This window comes from Paraburkholderia sp. RL17-381-BIF-C (assembly GCF_046026435.1).
Lineage (GTDB): Bacteria > Pseudomonadota > Gammaproteobacteria > Burkholderiales > Burkholderiaceae > Paraburkholderia.
The window spans coordinates 1-14,997 of record NZ_JARESX010000052.1; the positions used below are offsets into that span (position 1 = coordinate 1).

Annotated in this window: 11 protein-coding genes; 8 read left to right on the forward strand and 3 right to left on the reverse strand. The window is 59.1% G+C overall.

All coding sequences use genetic code 11. The features are described 5' to 3' along the window. Positions 1 to 260: 260 nt before the first annotated feature. The 5 genes from P0D70_RS26140 to P0D70_RS26160 all read left to right on the forward strand — a co-directional run bounded on the left by P0D70_RS26140 (position 261) and on the right by P0D70_RS26160 (position 5,416). Entirely contained in the window at positions 261 to 1,151 is an 891-nt protein-coding gene (locus P0D70_RS26140; protein ID WP_091804393.1) for a LysR substrate-binding domain-containing protein, read from the forward strand. Between the two features lie 163 nt (positions 1,152 to 1,314). Beyond that, on the forward strand, positions 1,315 to 2,064 hold the full coding sequence (locus tag P0D70_RS26145) for an SDR family NAD(P)-dependent oxidoreductase (RefSeq protein ID WP_408186588.1): 750 nt from the start codon (positions 1,315 to 1,317) through the stop codon (positions 2,062 to 2,064). A gap of 137 nt (positions 2,065 to 2,201) precedes the next feature. Next, positions 2,202 to 3,530, forward strand: coding sequence for an MFS transporter (locus P0D70_RS26150; RefSeq protein WP_091804387.1), 1,329 nt, complete (start codon positions 2,202 to 2,204; stop codon positions 3,528 to 3,530). Positions 3,531 to 3,575: 45 nt separating this feature from the next. After that, entirely contained in the window at positions 3,576 to 4,418 is an 843-nt protein-coding gene (locus tag P0D70_RS26155; RefSeq protein ID WP_408186589.1) for a transketolase, read from the forward strand. Beyond that, complete coding sequence (locus tag P0D70_RS26160; RefSeq protein WP_408186590.1) at positions 4,415 to 5,416, forward strand: transketolase family protein; 1,002 nt, start codon at positions 4,415 to 4,417, stop codon at positions 5,414 to 5,416. The genes P0D70_RS26155 and P0D70_RS26160 overlap by 4 nt, the downstream gene beginning before the upstream one ends. 38 nt (positions 5,417 to 5,454) lie before the next feature. Here the strand turns inward: P0D70_RS26160 and P0D70_RS26165 are convergent, their stop codons facing one another. After that, complete coding sequence (locus tag P0D70_RS26165) at positions 5,455 to 6,204, reverse strand: Crp/Fnr family transcriptional regulator (RefSeq protein ID WP_408186591.1); 750 nt, start codon at positions 6,202 to 6,204, stop codon at positions 5,455 to 5,457. 1,107 nt (positions 6,205 to 7,311) lie between these two features. Between P0D70_RS26165 and P0D70_RS26170 the strand changes: the two genes are divergently transcribed. From P0D70_RS26170 to P0D70_RS26180, 3 genes are all read left to right on the forward strand, one after another. After that, positions 7,312 to 8,859: a methyl-accepting chemotaxis protein gene (locus tag P0D70_RS26170; RefSeq protein ID WP_408186592.1), complete on the forward strand. Its 1,548-nt coding sequence runs from the start codon at positions 7,312 to 7,314 to the stop codon at positions 8,857 to 8,859. Between the two features lie 161 nt (positions 8,860 to 9,020). Further along, positions 9,021 to 11,192: an EAL domain-containing protein gene (locus P0D70_RS26175; protein ID WP_408186593.1), complete on the forward strand. Its 2,172-nt coding sequence runs from the start codon at positions 9,021 to 9,023 to the stop codon at positions 11,190 to 11,192. A gap of 40 nt (positions 11,193 to 11,232) precedes the next feature. Continuing rightward, the gene (locus P0D70_RS26180) at positions 11,233 to 13,083 is read left to right on the forward strand and encodes a GGDEF domain-containing protein (protein WP_408186594.1); all 1,851 of its coding nucleotides are present in this window, start codon (positions 11,233 to 11,235) and stop codon (positions 13,081 to 13,083) included. A gap of 60 nt (positions 13,084 to 13,143) precedes the next feature. On the opposite strand, the gene P0D70_RS26185 is transcribed toward P0D70_RS26180, so the two are convergent. After that, the gene (locus P0D70_RS26185; RefSeq protein WP_408186595.1) at positions 13,144 to 13,506 is read right to left on the reverse strand and encodes a cupin domain-containing protein; all 363 of its coding nucleotides are present in this window, start codon (positions 13,504 to 13,506) and stop codon (positions 13,144 to 13,146) included. A gap of 147 nt (positions 13,507 to 13,653) precedes the next feature. Next, a complete protein-coding gene (locus tag P0D70_RS26190) occupies positions 13,654 to 14,730 on the reverse strand; it encodes a polyamine ABC transporter substrate-binding protein (RefSeq protein WP_408186613.1) in 1,077 nt (358 codons plus the stop codon). Positions 14,731 to 14,997: the final 267 nt, after the last annotated feature.

The window sequence follows — 14,997 nt, forward strand, 5'->3', positions numbered from 1 at the left end:
GGCTTCTGAAGGTCGAAATGGCGGGCAAAAAAACATGAAGAAGCGGGTCAGCGTTCAGCGAGCGACCGCGCACGCTTGATATCCTGAGATAAACCCGGCCCTGGGCGAATCCACGCGAAAAGACTGCGCCCATCGACGATCGCCAGTCAGCCGAACCACTGCTTGCCTTTACCTCTCGAATGCGCGAGATTTCTGGAATCGCCAGAAGCGCGGCAGAATATGCTGAAGCAAGACGGTTTGCACCCCTTCACCCAAAAACAATGCGCATCCCTCCACTAAAAGCTATCGTCGCGTTCGAGAGTGTCGCTCGAACAAAGAGCGTCAATCGGGCGGCTGACGAACTAGGGTTAACACCGTCGGCAGTGAGCCATCAAATTGCCAACCTCGAATCCATTGTGGGAAGGCCCTTGTTCACAAGACTGGGGCGAGGACTGGTGCTGACGCCAACGGGGCAGCAATATCTGGCGGATGTCACCGGATCGCTCGCCGACCTGAGCCGCGCAACCGAGCGGGCATCGAGTCAATCGGGTGTCGAGATTCTTCGCATTCACTCGAGTCCCAGCTTCGGGCTGATGTGGCTGCTGCCGCGGCTGGCCTTGTTTCAGGAAGCGAACGGCGACATTCAGTTGAATCTCGCGTGCTCGTACGAGGACGTGTCGTTCACCTCGGGCCACTATGATCTCGACATAAGGCATGGCTACGCGCATTGGACCGATGGCGAGATCAAAACGCTACGTAACGAGTTCATCGCGCCGCTTGCCTCGGAGGAGTACCTCAAACGACACCCTGTGCGTACCCCTGAGGATCTGCTCGAACGGCGCCTGATCTTCTCGGAAACGCCTCTCGTGCAGTGGAAGCAATGGTTCGGCAAATTCGGCGTCGCGGTGTCGCACAAGGCATACGATTTCGCGTTCGACCGCTCGTACATGTCCCTTGAGGCCGCGGCATTGGGACACGGCATCGCGCTCGAAAGCACGATGCTCGCGTCCGTCCATCTCAAACGAGGTTCGCTCATACCGGTCTTCGATCGCACGTATGCAGTCGAAGTCGGAGCTCATCACCTCGTTTACCCTGCTCGGAGCGTGGATTTGCCGCGCGTGGCCAAATTTTTGGCCTGGGTCGAGCAGGAGACCAGCCGCGCCGCCGTGTAGCGCCAGGCGACGCCAAGCGGGGCGGCGGCACCCCAGCGTGATGCCAGAGGGTCGCAGCGACACCTGAAAATTCTTCAGCAATAGTTGAGCCGAACTGCATTGATCGAGATGGTCGAAGCACTGAAACTGCGTCTACCAACTAACGTGATCGATGGAGACAAACATGTTGCTCGACAGCAAAGTAGTAATCGTAACCGGTGCAGCCTCGCCGCGCGGTATTGGCAAGGCGACCGCAAAAGCGCTTGCTGCCCAAGGCGCGCGCGTGGTGATTCTGGACCTTCGCAAGGAAGACGCCGAGAGTGCCGCGCGTGAACTCGGCGAGGACCACCTCGGCCTCGCCTGTGACGTGACCGACAAAGCCGCATGTGTTGCTGCCGCCACGGCCGTCATCGAGAAGTACGGTCGTGTAGATGGATTGATCAATAACGCAGGCATCACGCAGCCTTTGAAGACGATGGACATCGGCGCTGACAATTTCGATGCCGTCATCGACGTGAACCTGCGCGGCACACTCTATATGTCGCAAGCGGTCATCCCGCAAATGCGGGCGCAAAAGAGCGGCAGCATCGTCTGCATGTCATCCGTTTCCGCGCAACGCGGCGGTGGCATCTTCGGCGGGCCGCACTACAGCGCGGCCAAAGCCGGCGTGCTCGGTCTCGCTCGCGCGATGGCACGTGAACTCGGCCCGGACAACATCCGCGTCAACTCGATCACGCCAGGTCTCATTCAGACCGACATCACCGGCGACAAGCTTACGACGGAGATGCGCGCCGACGTCATCAAGGGCATTCCGCTCGGCCGGCTCGGCGATGCCGCGGACGTCGCGAACGCCTGCCTGTTCCTCTCAAGCGGCTTGTCGACTTACCTCACTGGCATCACGCTCGACGTCAACGGCGGAATGCTGATCCATTGAGTACGACATCTGTCGCGACTGCGGCAGATGGGTCAATGCACCCGGCGGTAAAAACCCGGGGCGATATGTCCGCAAACATCTTGCATGGGGCCAGAAGTAAGCGCTAAAGCGCTAACTCTGGCCGACAGGAGACAACCATGAAAACGAAGGCAACCGCGCCGTCAATGGCGGGCGATGTCACGACGCTCGCCGACTCGGCGAGCTTCGAATCAAAAACGTATGCGAAAGTCGGACGGCGCCTGATACCGTTCCTGATGCTCTGCTATCTGGGCGCTTATCTCGATCGTGTCAACGTGGGCTTTGCAAAACTGCAGATGCTCAACGACCTGCGATTTAGCGAAACCGTGTACGGCCTTGGCGCCGGTATTTTCTTTCTCGGCTATTTTCTCTTCGAAGTACCGAGTAATCTCATGTTGCACAAAGTGGGCGCACGAAACTGGCTCGCCCGCATCATGCTGACCTGGGCTGTGATCTCCGCCTCGTTCGTCTTCGTCAAATCGCCCACCACGTTCTATGTTCTCCGCTTCATGTTGGGCGTGGCCGAGGCGGGGTTCGCGCCAGGCGTCATTCTGTATCTGACGTACTGGTTTCCTTCGGCACGGCGCGCAAAGGCACTCTCACTCTTTTTCATGGCGATTCCGCTGGCCGGCATTGTCGGCGGGCCGCTGTCCGGTTACATCCTGCATGCGTTCCAGGGGGTGCATGGACTGGCTGGCTGGAAGTGGCTGTTCATCCTCGAAGCCCTGCCGTCGCTGCTCCTTGGCGTCGCCATTCTGCTCTACCTCGACAACGGTATCGCCGCCGCGAAGTGGCTCACCGATGCGGAGAAAGCACTCCTTGCACGAAACGTGGCCAACGACAACGCACACAAGATCGCGCATGTGTCGATCAGGTCATTCATCGGCGATCGTCGTCTGTGGTTGATGGCCTCCATCTACTTCTGCGTAGTGCTCGGTCAATATGGGCTCACATTCTGGCTGCCGACGATCATCCGCAAATCCGGCGTAGCCGATCCGCTGTGGGTGGGCGTCTTTACAGCCATTCCGTACCTGTGCGCCATCATTGCGCTGCCGCTGGTGGGAGCGAGTGCTGACCGCCATCGCGAGCGCCGTCTGCATCTTGCGATCCCGATGCTCGTATCGGCAGCTGGCTTTGCAACGCTTCCGATGCTGGGCGGAGTCGGCGCATCGCTGGTGTGTGTCAGTGTTGCCGCAGCCGGCATTCTCGCTTCGTCTTCACAGTTCTGGTCACTGCCGACCGCGCTCCTTGGTGGCATGTCCGCCGCGGCGGGTATCGCGGCAGTGAACTGTTTCGCCAATCTCGCCGGCTTCTTCTCGCCGGCCATCGTGGGCTGGTTGAACGATCTGACCGGTAAATCGACGGCTGGGCTCATCTTCATCTCCGTCGCCATCGTCATCGGTGCCGGGCTTGTTTTCCTCGTGCCAGCCAAAACCGTCAATCGCTGACACCGGCCGCTGCAAAGACTCACTTTTTTGAATCAAGGAGACACCATGAACAGTTCGTCATCAGATGGGGTGACGCTCACCGAGCGCGCCTACCGGATTCGCAGAAACGCCTTGCTGATGGGCGAAGTACAGGGCCAGGGCTATATCGGCCAGGCGCTCGATATCGCCGATGTACTCGCGGTTGCCTACTTTGGCGCGATGCGCTACCAGCCCGACAACCCCGACTGGGAGGGCCGCGATCGCTTCCTCTTGTCCAATGGGCACTATGCAATCGCGCTTTACGCCGCGCTTTTCGAAGCCGGCTTCCTGCCACCGGAAGAACTCGAAACCTACGGTAGCGACGACAGCCGGTTGCCCATGTCCGGAATGGCGAGCTACACACCCGGCATGGAGATGTCAGGCGGTTCGCTCGGCCACGGTCTCACGATCGCGGTGGGCCGCTGCCTGGGCTTGAAGCGCAAAGGCTCCAACGCCTTCGTCTACACGCTTTTCTCCGACGGCGAACTCGACGAAGGCGCGATCTGGGAGGGCTTGATGTCGGCCGCTCACTGGAAGCTGGACAACCTGATCGCCATGGTCGACGTCAACAACCAGCAAGCCGACGGTCCTTCTTCGAAGATCATGGCATTCGAGCCGCTCGTCGAGAAGCTCGAAGCATTTGGCTGGTTCACGCAGCGGGTGGACGGCAACGACATCGACGCAGTGAAGGCGGCCTTCGATGCTGCACGCAATCATCCGAAAGAGCAGCCGCGGATTATCGTTTGCGATACCCGCATGGGCTGCGGAGTGCCGTTCCTCGAAGAACGGGAAAAGAACCACTTTATCCGCGTCGATGCCCACGAGTGGCAACTGGCGCTCGCAGCACTCGAAGCAGGGAGACAAGCATGAGCGACACCACTACCCAAAAACCGCGTCTGAAGACTTCGGCGATGATTGCATCGATCGCCGGCGAGGGACAGGTCACGCGTTCCGCTCCGTTTGGCCATGCATTAGCCCAGTTGGCTCGGGAGAAGAAGAATGTCGTTGGCATGACTGCCGACCTCGGCAAGTACACGGACTTGCACATCTTCGGCAAGGAATTCCCTGAACGTTACTACCAGATGGGCATGGCCGAGCAGTTGCTGATGGGTGCGGCCGCCGGTATGGCACATGAGGGCGCCCAGCCGTTCGTGACGACGTATGCCGTATTCGCGACCCGTCGCGCGTATGACTTCATGCACCAGGCCATTGCTGAGGACAACCTCGACGTAAAGATCATCTGCGCGCTGCCTGGCCTCACGACCGGCTATGGACCGAGCCATCAGGCGGCAGAGGATCTCGCCCTGATGCGTGCGATGCCGAACATGACGGTCATCGACCCGTGCGACGCGCTCGATACCGAACAGATGGTGCCGGCGATCGCGGCGCATAACGGCCCGGTGTATGCGCGCCTGCTGCGTGGCAACGTTCCGGCCGTGCTCGATGAGTACGACTATCAGTTCGAGCTGGGCAAGGCGAAGCTGCTTCGCGACGGCGCGGAGGTGCTGATTATTTCTTCGGGCATTATGACCATGCGCTCGCTGGAAGTCGCGAAGGCGCTGGAAGTGGACAATGTCGGCGTCGCGGTGTTGCATGTGCCGACCATCAAGCCGCTCGATACTGAGACGATCTTGCGCGAAGCCCGGCGTACGGGGCGCATGGTGGTGGTCGCCGAAAATCACTCGGTAATCGGCGGTCTCGGAGAGGCGGTCGCGACCACGCTGCTCACGGCCGGCGTCACGCCGATGTACCGTCAGATCGCGCTGCCCGACGAGTTTCTCGCTGCCGGCGCGTTGCCGACCTTGCATGATCGCTACGGCATCTCGACCCATGTCATGACAGCAACCATCAAGGGCTGGCTTGGATAAGCCCACCATAGGGCCGTTGTACGATCGTGCGCAGGCATTCAACGCGACTCTGAAAACCATCTCCGCAAAAGCTGCACGTCCGGGATGCGGATATGCCGGCCCTTGGCCTCGATGAGATTCAGATCGCAAAGGCGGGTGAATGCCCTGCTCACGGTTTCCAGTCGCAGGCCGACAAAATCAGCAATATCGGTCCGACTGAGGGGAAGCGAAAACTCGGTGAAATGCTGTTTGCGCGCGGCAAGCTGGTCCGAGAACCAGAGGAGGAAACCACACACACGCCGTTCGGCATTGGCGCTCGCGGTGGACAGGAACGCCGCCTGCCGTTGTTGCATGACGCGCGCGACGAGACGTTGAAACTGGGTGCCAACCAGCTGGTTCTGGGAGATACGCCGCAACAGGTGCCGGTAAGGGATAACACAGAAGACCGAATTCTCAAGGGCAACCACCGTAACGGGTTGTGCCCCGGAGGCAGCGCCGAGAAAACCAACCACATCACCTCTCAGTGCAAGCGCCGCGATCTGAAGACGCCCGTCGACGGATCGCACCACGGCTTTTGACGAACCGCTCGCAATCGCGAAGACATGCGTGAACGGGGATCCTTGCTCATAGAGAACCTTGCCTTGTTGTACGCGCCTTCTTTCGACGACCACGTCGGCGAGACTCGACATCTGATGCGAGTCAAGCCCACTCCCAAGACACAGGTCGCGGATTCCGCATTGAGCACAATGATTGGGGCGCTCGCTAGCGAAAGATTGCTTGCCAAGGGCGATGAGGAGTTCGTGGTCCATGAATGATGAGTACCGGGTGAGCCGCGCGCGTGGCGTAGTTTTGATTGGCGGTGCATGACCCTTTCGTCAACGAAATGGCGAGGGGGGTGTTTATTCGCAGTTGGATGCGCCAGCGCGTTTGCGTCAGTCGTGCCGGCGATGCCTGGCCATCCACACCGTGGCCTACGTCGCGTCGATTGGCTGTCTCAATCTAAATGTAGTCATTAGCCAACGTTGCAAGGGCGAGCCGAAAACGCCGATTCGGCTCACGGCTGCATGTCCCATCCGCGCAGGTTTCTCCGTGAACCTGACATGCTGGCAAAACTGTGTCCTGAACCGATCATATTCCCCGCTCGACTTTAAGCGCTTACCGGTACAGCGCATGAAGTTGACTAAAGTCAAACGAGAAGGTTTGCCGGGCCGCCAATGGGCCAAGTGTGGCGATATGAACCGGTATCTTGGTAGGGACCTTAAACCAACGATCTAAAGCATCGCATGAACGGGCGTGCATTCATCAGACTTTTGCTATTTCAACTCATATGACCCGCCCACTTGCAGGCGCACTTTCTTATGCGTGATCGATGGTGTTTGTGCATGCGGTCAGCGGATGACCATTGTCTGACGTTGTTCGACAAGTGGTGCGAGAGACGCGCGGTGCTGCCGCTGTGCTACTTGATGAATGCATGGCCCATCACGTCCGCGTTGGGTTCAGCGATCAATCGCCTTTACGCGCTGTTAGATGAACTACTGGCTGACGAGTCTGCAGGACTGCGCGAAAGCGAGCGTAAGACAATCAACATGATTCTGCGGAACAGATGCATCCATATCGAGGGCTCGGCTGACGAGGTTGCGAACGTGCTATGCGAAGTGTGTTCGCACCGGCGTTGCGAGTTGCCTATCGTGCAGCGGTGCGCCTGCTAGCCGGGATTGAATTGTTCCGTGAGTGCTGGTGCAGTTTGCGGCGGGAGATTGAATAAACGTCAATCAGTCTTGTCGATAATAATTGGTAGACCGAACATTATATTTAAGTTGAATTTCTCTAAAGATATCGATCCTGAGGCCGTTAGCAAGCTGTGGGGATGCCGCACTGTCTGATCGTCGTGGTCAATTTGAGAGGTTTGTTAACGTATGAAGTTGTCCTTCTCCCAGAAGCTCTGGCTCCCGCTCGTTCTGAGCCTGTCATGTCTTGCCGGCATGTCGATCTACAACGCCTACGAAGAGAGGGAGGGGCAGTTGGATGATCGAAAAATGGATCTGGTCCACGCTTCGGATATCGCCCTTAGCATCGTCAAGACATATGGTGATGCGGTAGCGGCGGGATCATTGTCCGAGACGGAAGCCAGGAAACAGGCCATGGATAAGGTCCGTGCTATCCGGTATGGCGACGAAGGCTATTTCGCGATCATCAATTCGCAAGCAACAGTGCTGATGCATCCGACACGGCCAGAGTTGAACGGCAAGGACGCGAGCAACTACAGGGACCCGAACGGCGTGTATGTTTTTCGCGCCGCGGTGGATGCCGTCAAGCGCGACGGCAAAGGGTTCAACGAGTACGCATTTCCGCGGCCGGGCTCGACCGCGGCCTCTCCTAAAATTTCGTACAACGTGAGCTATCAGCCGTGGGGCTGGATTCTCACGACAGGAGTCTATGTCGACGACATCGACGCGGCGTTCCGTTCAATGTTGTATCGCAGCCTTGGAATCATGCTGGTGCTAGTCGGCGCTTTGTCGACTGTCGTGGTGCTGTTCAATCGCGGCATCCTGCGCGCGATGGGCGGAGAACCATCCTACGCGGCCGAACTCGCTAACCAGATTGCGAGCAATGACCTGACCGCAGTGGTCAAAACGAATCGGGATGATCAATCGAGCCTGCTATTTTCGATGAAGAGCATGCAGGAGCAACTCACGCGAACGATCGGCGCGATCAAGGTTTCTGCCGATTCGATCGCGACGGCTTCGCATCAGATTGCAGTCGGTAATCAGGACCTGTCGCAGCGCACAGAGGAGCAGGCCGCGGCCCTGGAGCAAACAGCAGCCAGCATGGAACAACTCATTTCCACGGTTACTCAGAACGCCGAGAATGCGAGCGAGGCTAATCATCTCGCTGCTCAGGCGGTCAAGGTGGCCGAACAGGGCGGTGTCGTGGTAACGCGCGTGGTGGAAACCATGGACGGGATCAACGCCAGTTCCGACAAGATTGCCGATATTGTCGGCATGATCGAAAGCATCGCATTCCAGACGAATATCCTCGCCTTGAACGCGGCGGTGGAGGCGGCGCGTGCCGGCGAGCAGGGCAGAGGCTTTGCGGTGGTCGCCTCCGAGGTGCGCTCGCTCGCGCAGCGTTCGTCGACCGCGTCGAAAGAGATCAGGGAACTCATTCTTGATTCCGTGCAGCGGGTGCGCACCGGTGCCGGCTACGCGCAGGAAGCCGGCGAAGCCATGGACAGGATTACGCAGGAGGTGAAGCGTGTGACGGATCTCATGAGTGAAATCGCAGCTTCTTCGCAGGAACAGAGCAAGGGCATCGGCGAGGTCAATGAGGCTGTTACGCAGATGGATCAGGTTACGCAGCAGAACGCGGCACTGGTCGAAGAAGCCGCGGCGGCAGCCAGTTCGCTGGAGATGCAGGCAGACGATCTGAAGGCTGCCGTTTCCATGTTCCGGCTGGATGCATAGCGTGGTGCCGGCGTGTGCTTCGCCGCTCAGGCGCGCAGTGGGGTTCCGGCGCATCTCGATGCATCGCGAAGCCCGCCTTGATGCCACCGGCACTCATGCCCGCACGGACTGCGCGACGCGCTGCAAACAATATGCAAGAAAGCCTACACCCCGGAGCTTCCATGGCCATGTCGAAAGAGGTTTCCGACGCAACGCCTGAGAACGACCTGATGGACGACGGTTCACATCTGTACAGCCAGGCATGGGCGTCGTCGCTCACCTCGCTGACGGAGGTGTTGCGGCACAATGCCGCCGATATCGTCAAGCGATTCTATGATGGACTGATTCGCCTGCCCAAGTCGGAGCACACGCTTGCGGCGCTGTCGGAGCGGGAACTTCAGCATCTCAAGACGCAACAGATCCAGAATCTGTACGCGCTCGCGTCACCGGAGCTGACCGCAATCGATCATCGTGCAATGGCGTTGCGAGTCGGACGTATCCACGCCATTGTCGGGTTGGAGTGGGAAGACCTGATTCGCAGCCGGGGCATTCTTTCCGCTGCGATTCACGACACACTCGATACGACACTGCACGGCAGGGCGCTGGCGGTACTGGGAAGGCGATTGACGCAGGATCTGGCCTGGCAAACGGAGGCCTACCAGCGTCTGCAGACTTCGCGTCAGGACGTGCTGTTACGCGTGACCCGGCTGGCGTGGGAAGTGGAGAGTTACACGGATCTAATCGGCCGGGTTGTTCAGATCCTCGGCGAACACGACGAGGTCGCGGGCTGCTCCGTTGGGCGACCCGATAGTCAGGGAATTTTTCGCTTCGAGTCGGTGTCAGGCAAAACCATGGAGCGGTACCTTGCCGATATGGAGAACTCGACCCAACGGCCGATCTCGAATGGCGACCTGCCTCAAGGCCAGGGCCCAGTCGGGCGCGCCTGGCGTAGCGGGAACGTGGAGCGAAGCATCAACTTTGCGACGGATCCCCTGATGGCGCCGTGGAAGACACTGGCAATGCAGGAGAATTTCCGCTCCAGCGTGGCGATTCCTTTACGTCAACCCGGGCATGCTCCTAAAGCCATTCTTTTGCTCTATAGCGCGTTTCCCGGCGGGTATTCGGCAGCGGACCAGATGGCCTTCATCACGCCATTGCAAACTCTTTTGGGGCTCGCGATTGCGCGGATCGAGAATCAGGAAGGGCGGACCCAGGCGGTCCCTTATGCGACGCGACAGCATTGGGCGGCGCTGCTCAGATCGGATGCGCTGGAAATGTACTATCAGCCGCTATTGGACCTCAAAACCGGGCAGGTGACCAAAGTCGAAGCGCTGGCTCGACTGCGCGACGGTGATAAGGTTCTGACGCCTGGTGAGTTTTTCCCGGCGCTGTCCTCGGATGATTTCCTCGATCTTTACGTCCGGGGCTTGGCACAGGTGCTGTCGCAGCGCAATCGCTGGCTCCAGGCGGGTTTCGAGTTGAAGGTGTCGGTGAATCTGCCGTCCAGTGCGTTGGGTGACAACCGCTATTTCGAAGCCACCCGGCAGGCCTTGACGGAATACGTTTGCTGCCCGGACATGCTAACCCTCGAAATTCTGGAAACGGATGCACTTCCATCCGGTATGGATGTGTGCGGCGAACTGGCGAAATTCAAGTTGCTCGGCATCAACCTGGCCGAAGACGATCTGGGGTCCGGGCACAGCAGCCTGAATCGGTTGCGTGAATTGCCCTTTGACTGGATCAAGATCGACCGCAGTATCGTGAGTGTTGCGGGTCAGGATGCTTCTAACGTGTTGCGTTTCGTCTATCAGTTGACAAGGCTTGGCCGCTCGTTGGGTAAATCGGTGGTCGTGGAAGGGATTGAAGATGCGGGCATGCTGGAAGCCATCGTCATTCTCGGTGCCGACGTCGCTCAAGGCTATGCGATTGCGCGCCCCATGCCCCCGCAGCAGTTGACGGCATGGATGCATAACCGGCCCCAGTTGCCGCGCTCTCTGAGCGCGAAAAGTGCGTTGGGGAAACTGGCTACGTTGTTGATCTGGGAAGAACGCCTGCATCTGATCTGCGAGGACCCGCGCGCTTTTGGCAGGCTGTTTGACATCGTGACGACGCCGCCCGCGATCGGAGTCGTTGCAGCGGCTGCGCCGGCGCCGCTCGACTCGGCGTGTCAGGTTTGTCCATTCTCCAGGTTCTTTAGTGAAACGGAGTCCATTCTGCCGAGGGAACTGTCGGATCCGACCGCGCAGCGAGCCCTGATTGCGGCGGCGGTGAGTCACGGACCGGACAGTGTGGCCTATCGGTCGGCACGCCAGCGGTTGGTGACCGCCATCATGAGCGAAGCGGTGGAATACTGAGCAATGTCGCTTCGCGCAGGCGGCTGCAACGTACGTGGAGGTGACCGCATACGTGTGCGCCGGCTCTTGGGGTATCTCTCTTCTTTTTGACGCGCGACGTCTTGCGCAAGTTTCCATGATCAGGAATGCATTCTCCGCCATGTCCATAGACAGGCGTTTTAGTCTCAGTGTCGCAGTCGCACTCCTTCCGGTCCTGGTTTTGTGTGGCAGGCTGGTTGTGCACGAGTGGCACTCGTATATTGTCGCTGACGACGCCCTCTACGCGTTCCAGAGCTATCGCGCCGGATTGCAGGCAATCGAGCGCGTCTCGGCTGAGCGCGGCCCGACGAACAGCGTGCTGGGCGAAGACTTACCGACTCCTGACGCGAGAAGTGCGAAGCTGCGTCTCGCGCGCGAGGAGAGTGATGCCGCGATCGAGAAGTTGATCGAGATGCTTCAGTCCGGCCACTGTCCAGCATGTGCCGTGGAGCTTGCGCATATCAGGGAAGCACGCGACGAGCTCGCAGCCGCACGGGTGAATGTCGATGCGCTCATCCGTCTGCCGTTGGCACAACGGCGGGAGCGTGCGGTGTCGAGTGCAGTGGACGGGATGATCAAGGTCATTCCACAGTTTGCGCCCGCGATCGACGCGTTGGCCGCAAATGTGGTCAAGGGCGATACGCGTGCGTTGAATTGCCTGATCCTTGCCACGCTGACCGCGGATCTGCGGGAAGCGGCTGGCCAACTCGGCTCACACTTTACGGCGACCCTGACGGCGCGCAGAGCGCTCGGTGAAGACGATCAGCTCGCCATCGAGCGGACGCAGGGGAGAGTCGACCAGTTGCGTGAACTGATCGATGCGCATGTCCGGGACCGGTCGGCGCTGGAATCAACGGCGTTCGACAAAATGAATCAGCAGTATTTCGGGGAGGGCATTGCCTATATCGCAGAGGTTCGCCGCCTCGCGAGCCGGCCGGGCGGCGCCGGCATATCTCCCGCGCAGCTGGCGGATCACTACGTGCCGCTGATGCGGCCGGTTACGGCGTTCCGCGACCAGGTGTTGGATCTTGCTGACACGGAGATCCGTCAACACCGTAGCAATGCCTTGATGCTACTCGCGGCCAGCGCCCTCTCCGTATTTCTGCTGTTGGCGATACTGCTTTCGATCGCGACGTTATTCAGAAGACGCGTGATTCGACCGCTCCTCGACGCAACGCATGTAATTGGCGCGATAGCAAACGGCGACCTCACCGCGGAAATCCCGGCAGCGCGCTATCGGGGTGAGATCAAGGCCATGTTCAATGCAATCGGCGTGCTGAAAGCGAACAGCGTCGAGCGGCAGCAGCTCGAACGCGAGCGAGGCCGTCTGATCCATGAACTGAAAGCCATGGCGGAAACCGATTTCCTGACCCACCTGCTCAATCGCCGCGCGTTCGAAAGCAGGGCGCGCGTGAGCTGTGCCGAACGGAATGCGGCCGAACCGGAACTCGCGCTGATCATGTTCGACATCGACCACTTCAAGAGGATCAACGATACTTACGGTCACGCCACAGGCGATCACGCGTTGCAACTCGTCGCCCGTCTTTGCCGTGAAACCTGCCGGGATTCGGATGTCGTCGCGAGATGGGGTGGGGAAGAGTTTGCGGTACTCAGCCGCGTGCACGATGCAGCAGAGGCGCTTGCGATAGCGGATCGCTTGCGTCGCAAGATCAGCGAGACCCGAATCCCTTGCAACGGCGGCGATGCTTTCACTATCACCGCAAGCTTTGGCGTCGCGCTCGCGTCAGCCTGCGAATCGCGCGACGTGGGCCGTCTTTTCAGGCACGCCGATCGTCTGTTGTATCAGGCAAAAGAGGCTGGGCGTGATCGGATCGTTGCCGATCCGCTCGGCGTGCCAATCGGCAACGCCTGACAACATGGCTTAGTGGCGAGCGCGCCTCCTTCATCAGCCGCCTCGAAGCGGCCATACAATCTAGCCTTTGAACTCGACCGAAACAAAGACCTTCTTGCACGTCTCGACAACCTCCCAGGTTCCCTGAAATCCTGCGGTAATCAGAAACCGGTCCCCCGCTCGCACGGTTTTCGCGGTTCCATTCGCGTCCCGAATGACCGACACGCCTTCGAGAATCTCGCAGTACTCGCTTTCGGTGAAATTCACGGCCCACTGACCGCAAGCCCCTTCCCATATTCCCGCCGCAAGCTGTCCGCACGGGCTGGCGAAATGCGTATGAACGGTCTGGCAAGGATCACCGGCCAGCACAGTTTCTGCCTTCGGCATGTACTCGGTGCTTTCCTTGGCAGGCGCTGAAAAATCCACGATGTTCAGAATACTCATAAAGTCTCGAATGGAGGAATAAAGAGAACGCAACGGAAAAGAAGCGCAGCGCGGGCACCCACTGCCCGCGCCACGCCCAAAAGAATGTCGCCCGATAGCAATAGCGCAAAGAGCGATTCAAAACACAATCGCCAGGCACTCAGTCACTCAACTGCCTGACTTCAATTGGGCCCAAAGCCGGTTCTCGAGCCGCATGATCGGCGCAGGCTGTGGCCGCATCAACGTCATCTTGTTCAGCACGGCTTCAGGCGGATACACATTCGCATCCTGCTCGATCGCCGGCGTCACGTACTGCCGCGCTGCGCGATTCGCAGTCGGATAGAACACTTCGTTCGTAATCTCCGCACTCACTTTCGGATCTTCGATGTAGTTCATCCACTTCATCGCCGCTTCGGGGTGCGGTGCATCTTTGGGTATCACCATCACGTCCATCCAGACGAGGCCCGCGTCCTTGATGTTCGAGAACCGCACCTCATACGAGCGTCTGGCTTCCGATGCGCGTCGCCGTGCAATCCCCACGTCGCCGGAAAAGCCGAACGCCACGCAGATGTCGTTGTTTGCCAGATCGTTGATATAGCCGGACGAATTGAATTGGGTGATATAAGGCCGGACTTTCTTCAGCACCTCATATGCGGCCTGGTAGTCGCCGGGATTAGTGCTATTCGGATCCTTATGCATGTACTGCAGCACGGCGGGGAAGACGTCGGCGGCCGAGTCGAGAAACGACACCCCGCAGCTTTTCACCTTCGCGAGATTCGCCGGGTCGAATAACAGCGACCAGCTATCCACAGGCGCTTCGCCTCCAAGCGCTTTCTTCACCGCTTGCACGTTGTAGCCGATACCGTCGGTGCCCCACGCCCACGGCACGCCGTATTGATTGCCGGGGTCCGCGTCGGCAATCAGTTTCATCAAGCCAGGATCGAGGTGGGCGAGGTTCGGCATCTTCGACTTGTCGATCTTCTGATAGATGCCGGCTTCGATCTGCCGCGCCATATAACTCGATGTCGGCACCACGATGTCATAGCCGGAACTGCCCGCAAGCAGTTTGGCCTGCAACGTGTCGTCGCTGTCGTAACTGTCGTATTTCACGTTAATGCCGGATTGCTTTTCGAAGTTGGCAATCGTGTCCTTGCCAATGTAGTCCGACCAGTTATAGACATTCAGCGATGTGTCCGCAGCGCGCGCGGCGTTCATTGCGGTCAAAGCGGTCAGCGAGCACAGCATCGTGCCGGCAAGCGAAAGCAGCGTGGCGTGACGAGTCTTCATTCTGCAATCTCCTTGATATCGATCTTCAGTTTTCACCGCGGTACGGGCGTGCGCGTGCCTTCCTTCTCGATTCGCGCAATCCGCAACGAATGCTAACGACGACAAGAGACGTGGCGTCGCCTGCCGCGGCGCAAGCGCACAGCAGAGCTAAAAAGAAAGCGGATAAGCGCCGGCAAGCGAGCTTGCCGGGCATGAACGGACGACGTTGCAGGCGCGAGCGCTAAA

Excerpts from the sequence above, each read along its gene's own strand:
- P0D70_RS26185 (WP_408186595.1), bottom strand. The coding sequence starts at position 13,506 with ATGAGTATTCTGAACATCGTGGATTTTTCAGCGCCTGCCAAGGAAAGC.
- P0D70_RS26150 (WP_091804387.1), top strand. The coding sequence starts at position 2,202 with ATGAAAACGAAGGCAACCGCGCCGTCAATGGCGGGCGATGTCACGACG.
- P0D70_RS26160 (WP_408186590.1), top strand. The coding sequence starts at position 4,415 with ATGAGCGACACCACTACCCAAAAACCGCGTCTGAAGACTTCGGCGATG.
- P0D70_RS26155 (WP_408186589.1), top strand. The coding sequence starts at position 3,576 with ATGAACAGTTCGTCATCAGATGGGGTGACGCTCACCGAGCGCGCCTAC.
- P0D70_RS26170 (WP_408186592.1), top strand. The coding sequence starts at position 7,312 with ATGAAGTTGTCCTTCTCCCAGAAGCTCTGGCTCCCGCTCGTTCTGAGC.
- P0D70_RS26190 (WP_408186613.1), bottom strand. The coding sequence starts at position 14,730 with ATGCTGTGCTCGCTGACCGCTTTGACCGCAATGAACGCCGCGCGCGCT.
- P0D70_RS26165 (WP_408186591.1), bottom strand. The coding sequence starts at position 6,204 with ATGGACCACGAACTCCTCATCGCCCTTGGCAAGCAATCTTTCGCTAGC.
- P0D70_RS26145 (WP_408186588.1), top strand. The coding sequence starts at position 1,315 with ATGTTGCTCGACAGCAAAGTAGTAATCGTAACCGGTGCAGCCTCGCCG.
- P0D70_RS26140 (WP_091804393.1), top strand. The coding sequence starts at position 261 with ATGCGCATCCCTCCACTAAAAGCTATCGTCGCGTTCGAGAGTGTCGCT.
- P0D70_RS26175 (WP_408186593.1), top strand. The coding sequence starts at position 9,021 with ATGGCCATGTCGAAAGAGGTTTCCGACGCAACGCCTGAGAACGACCTG.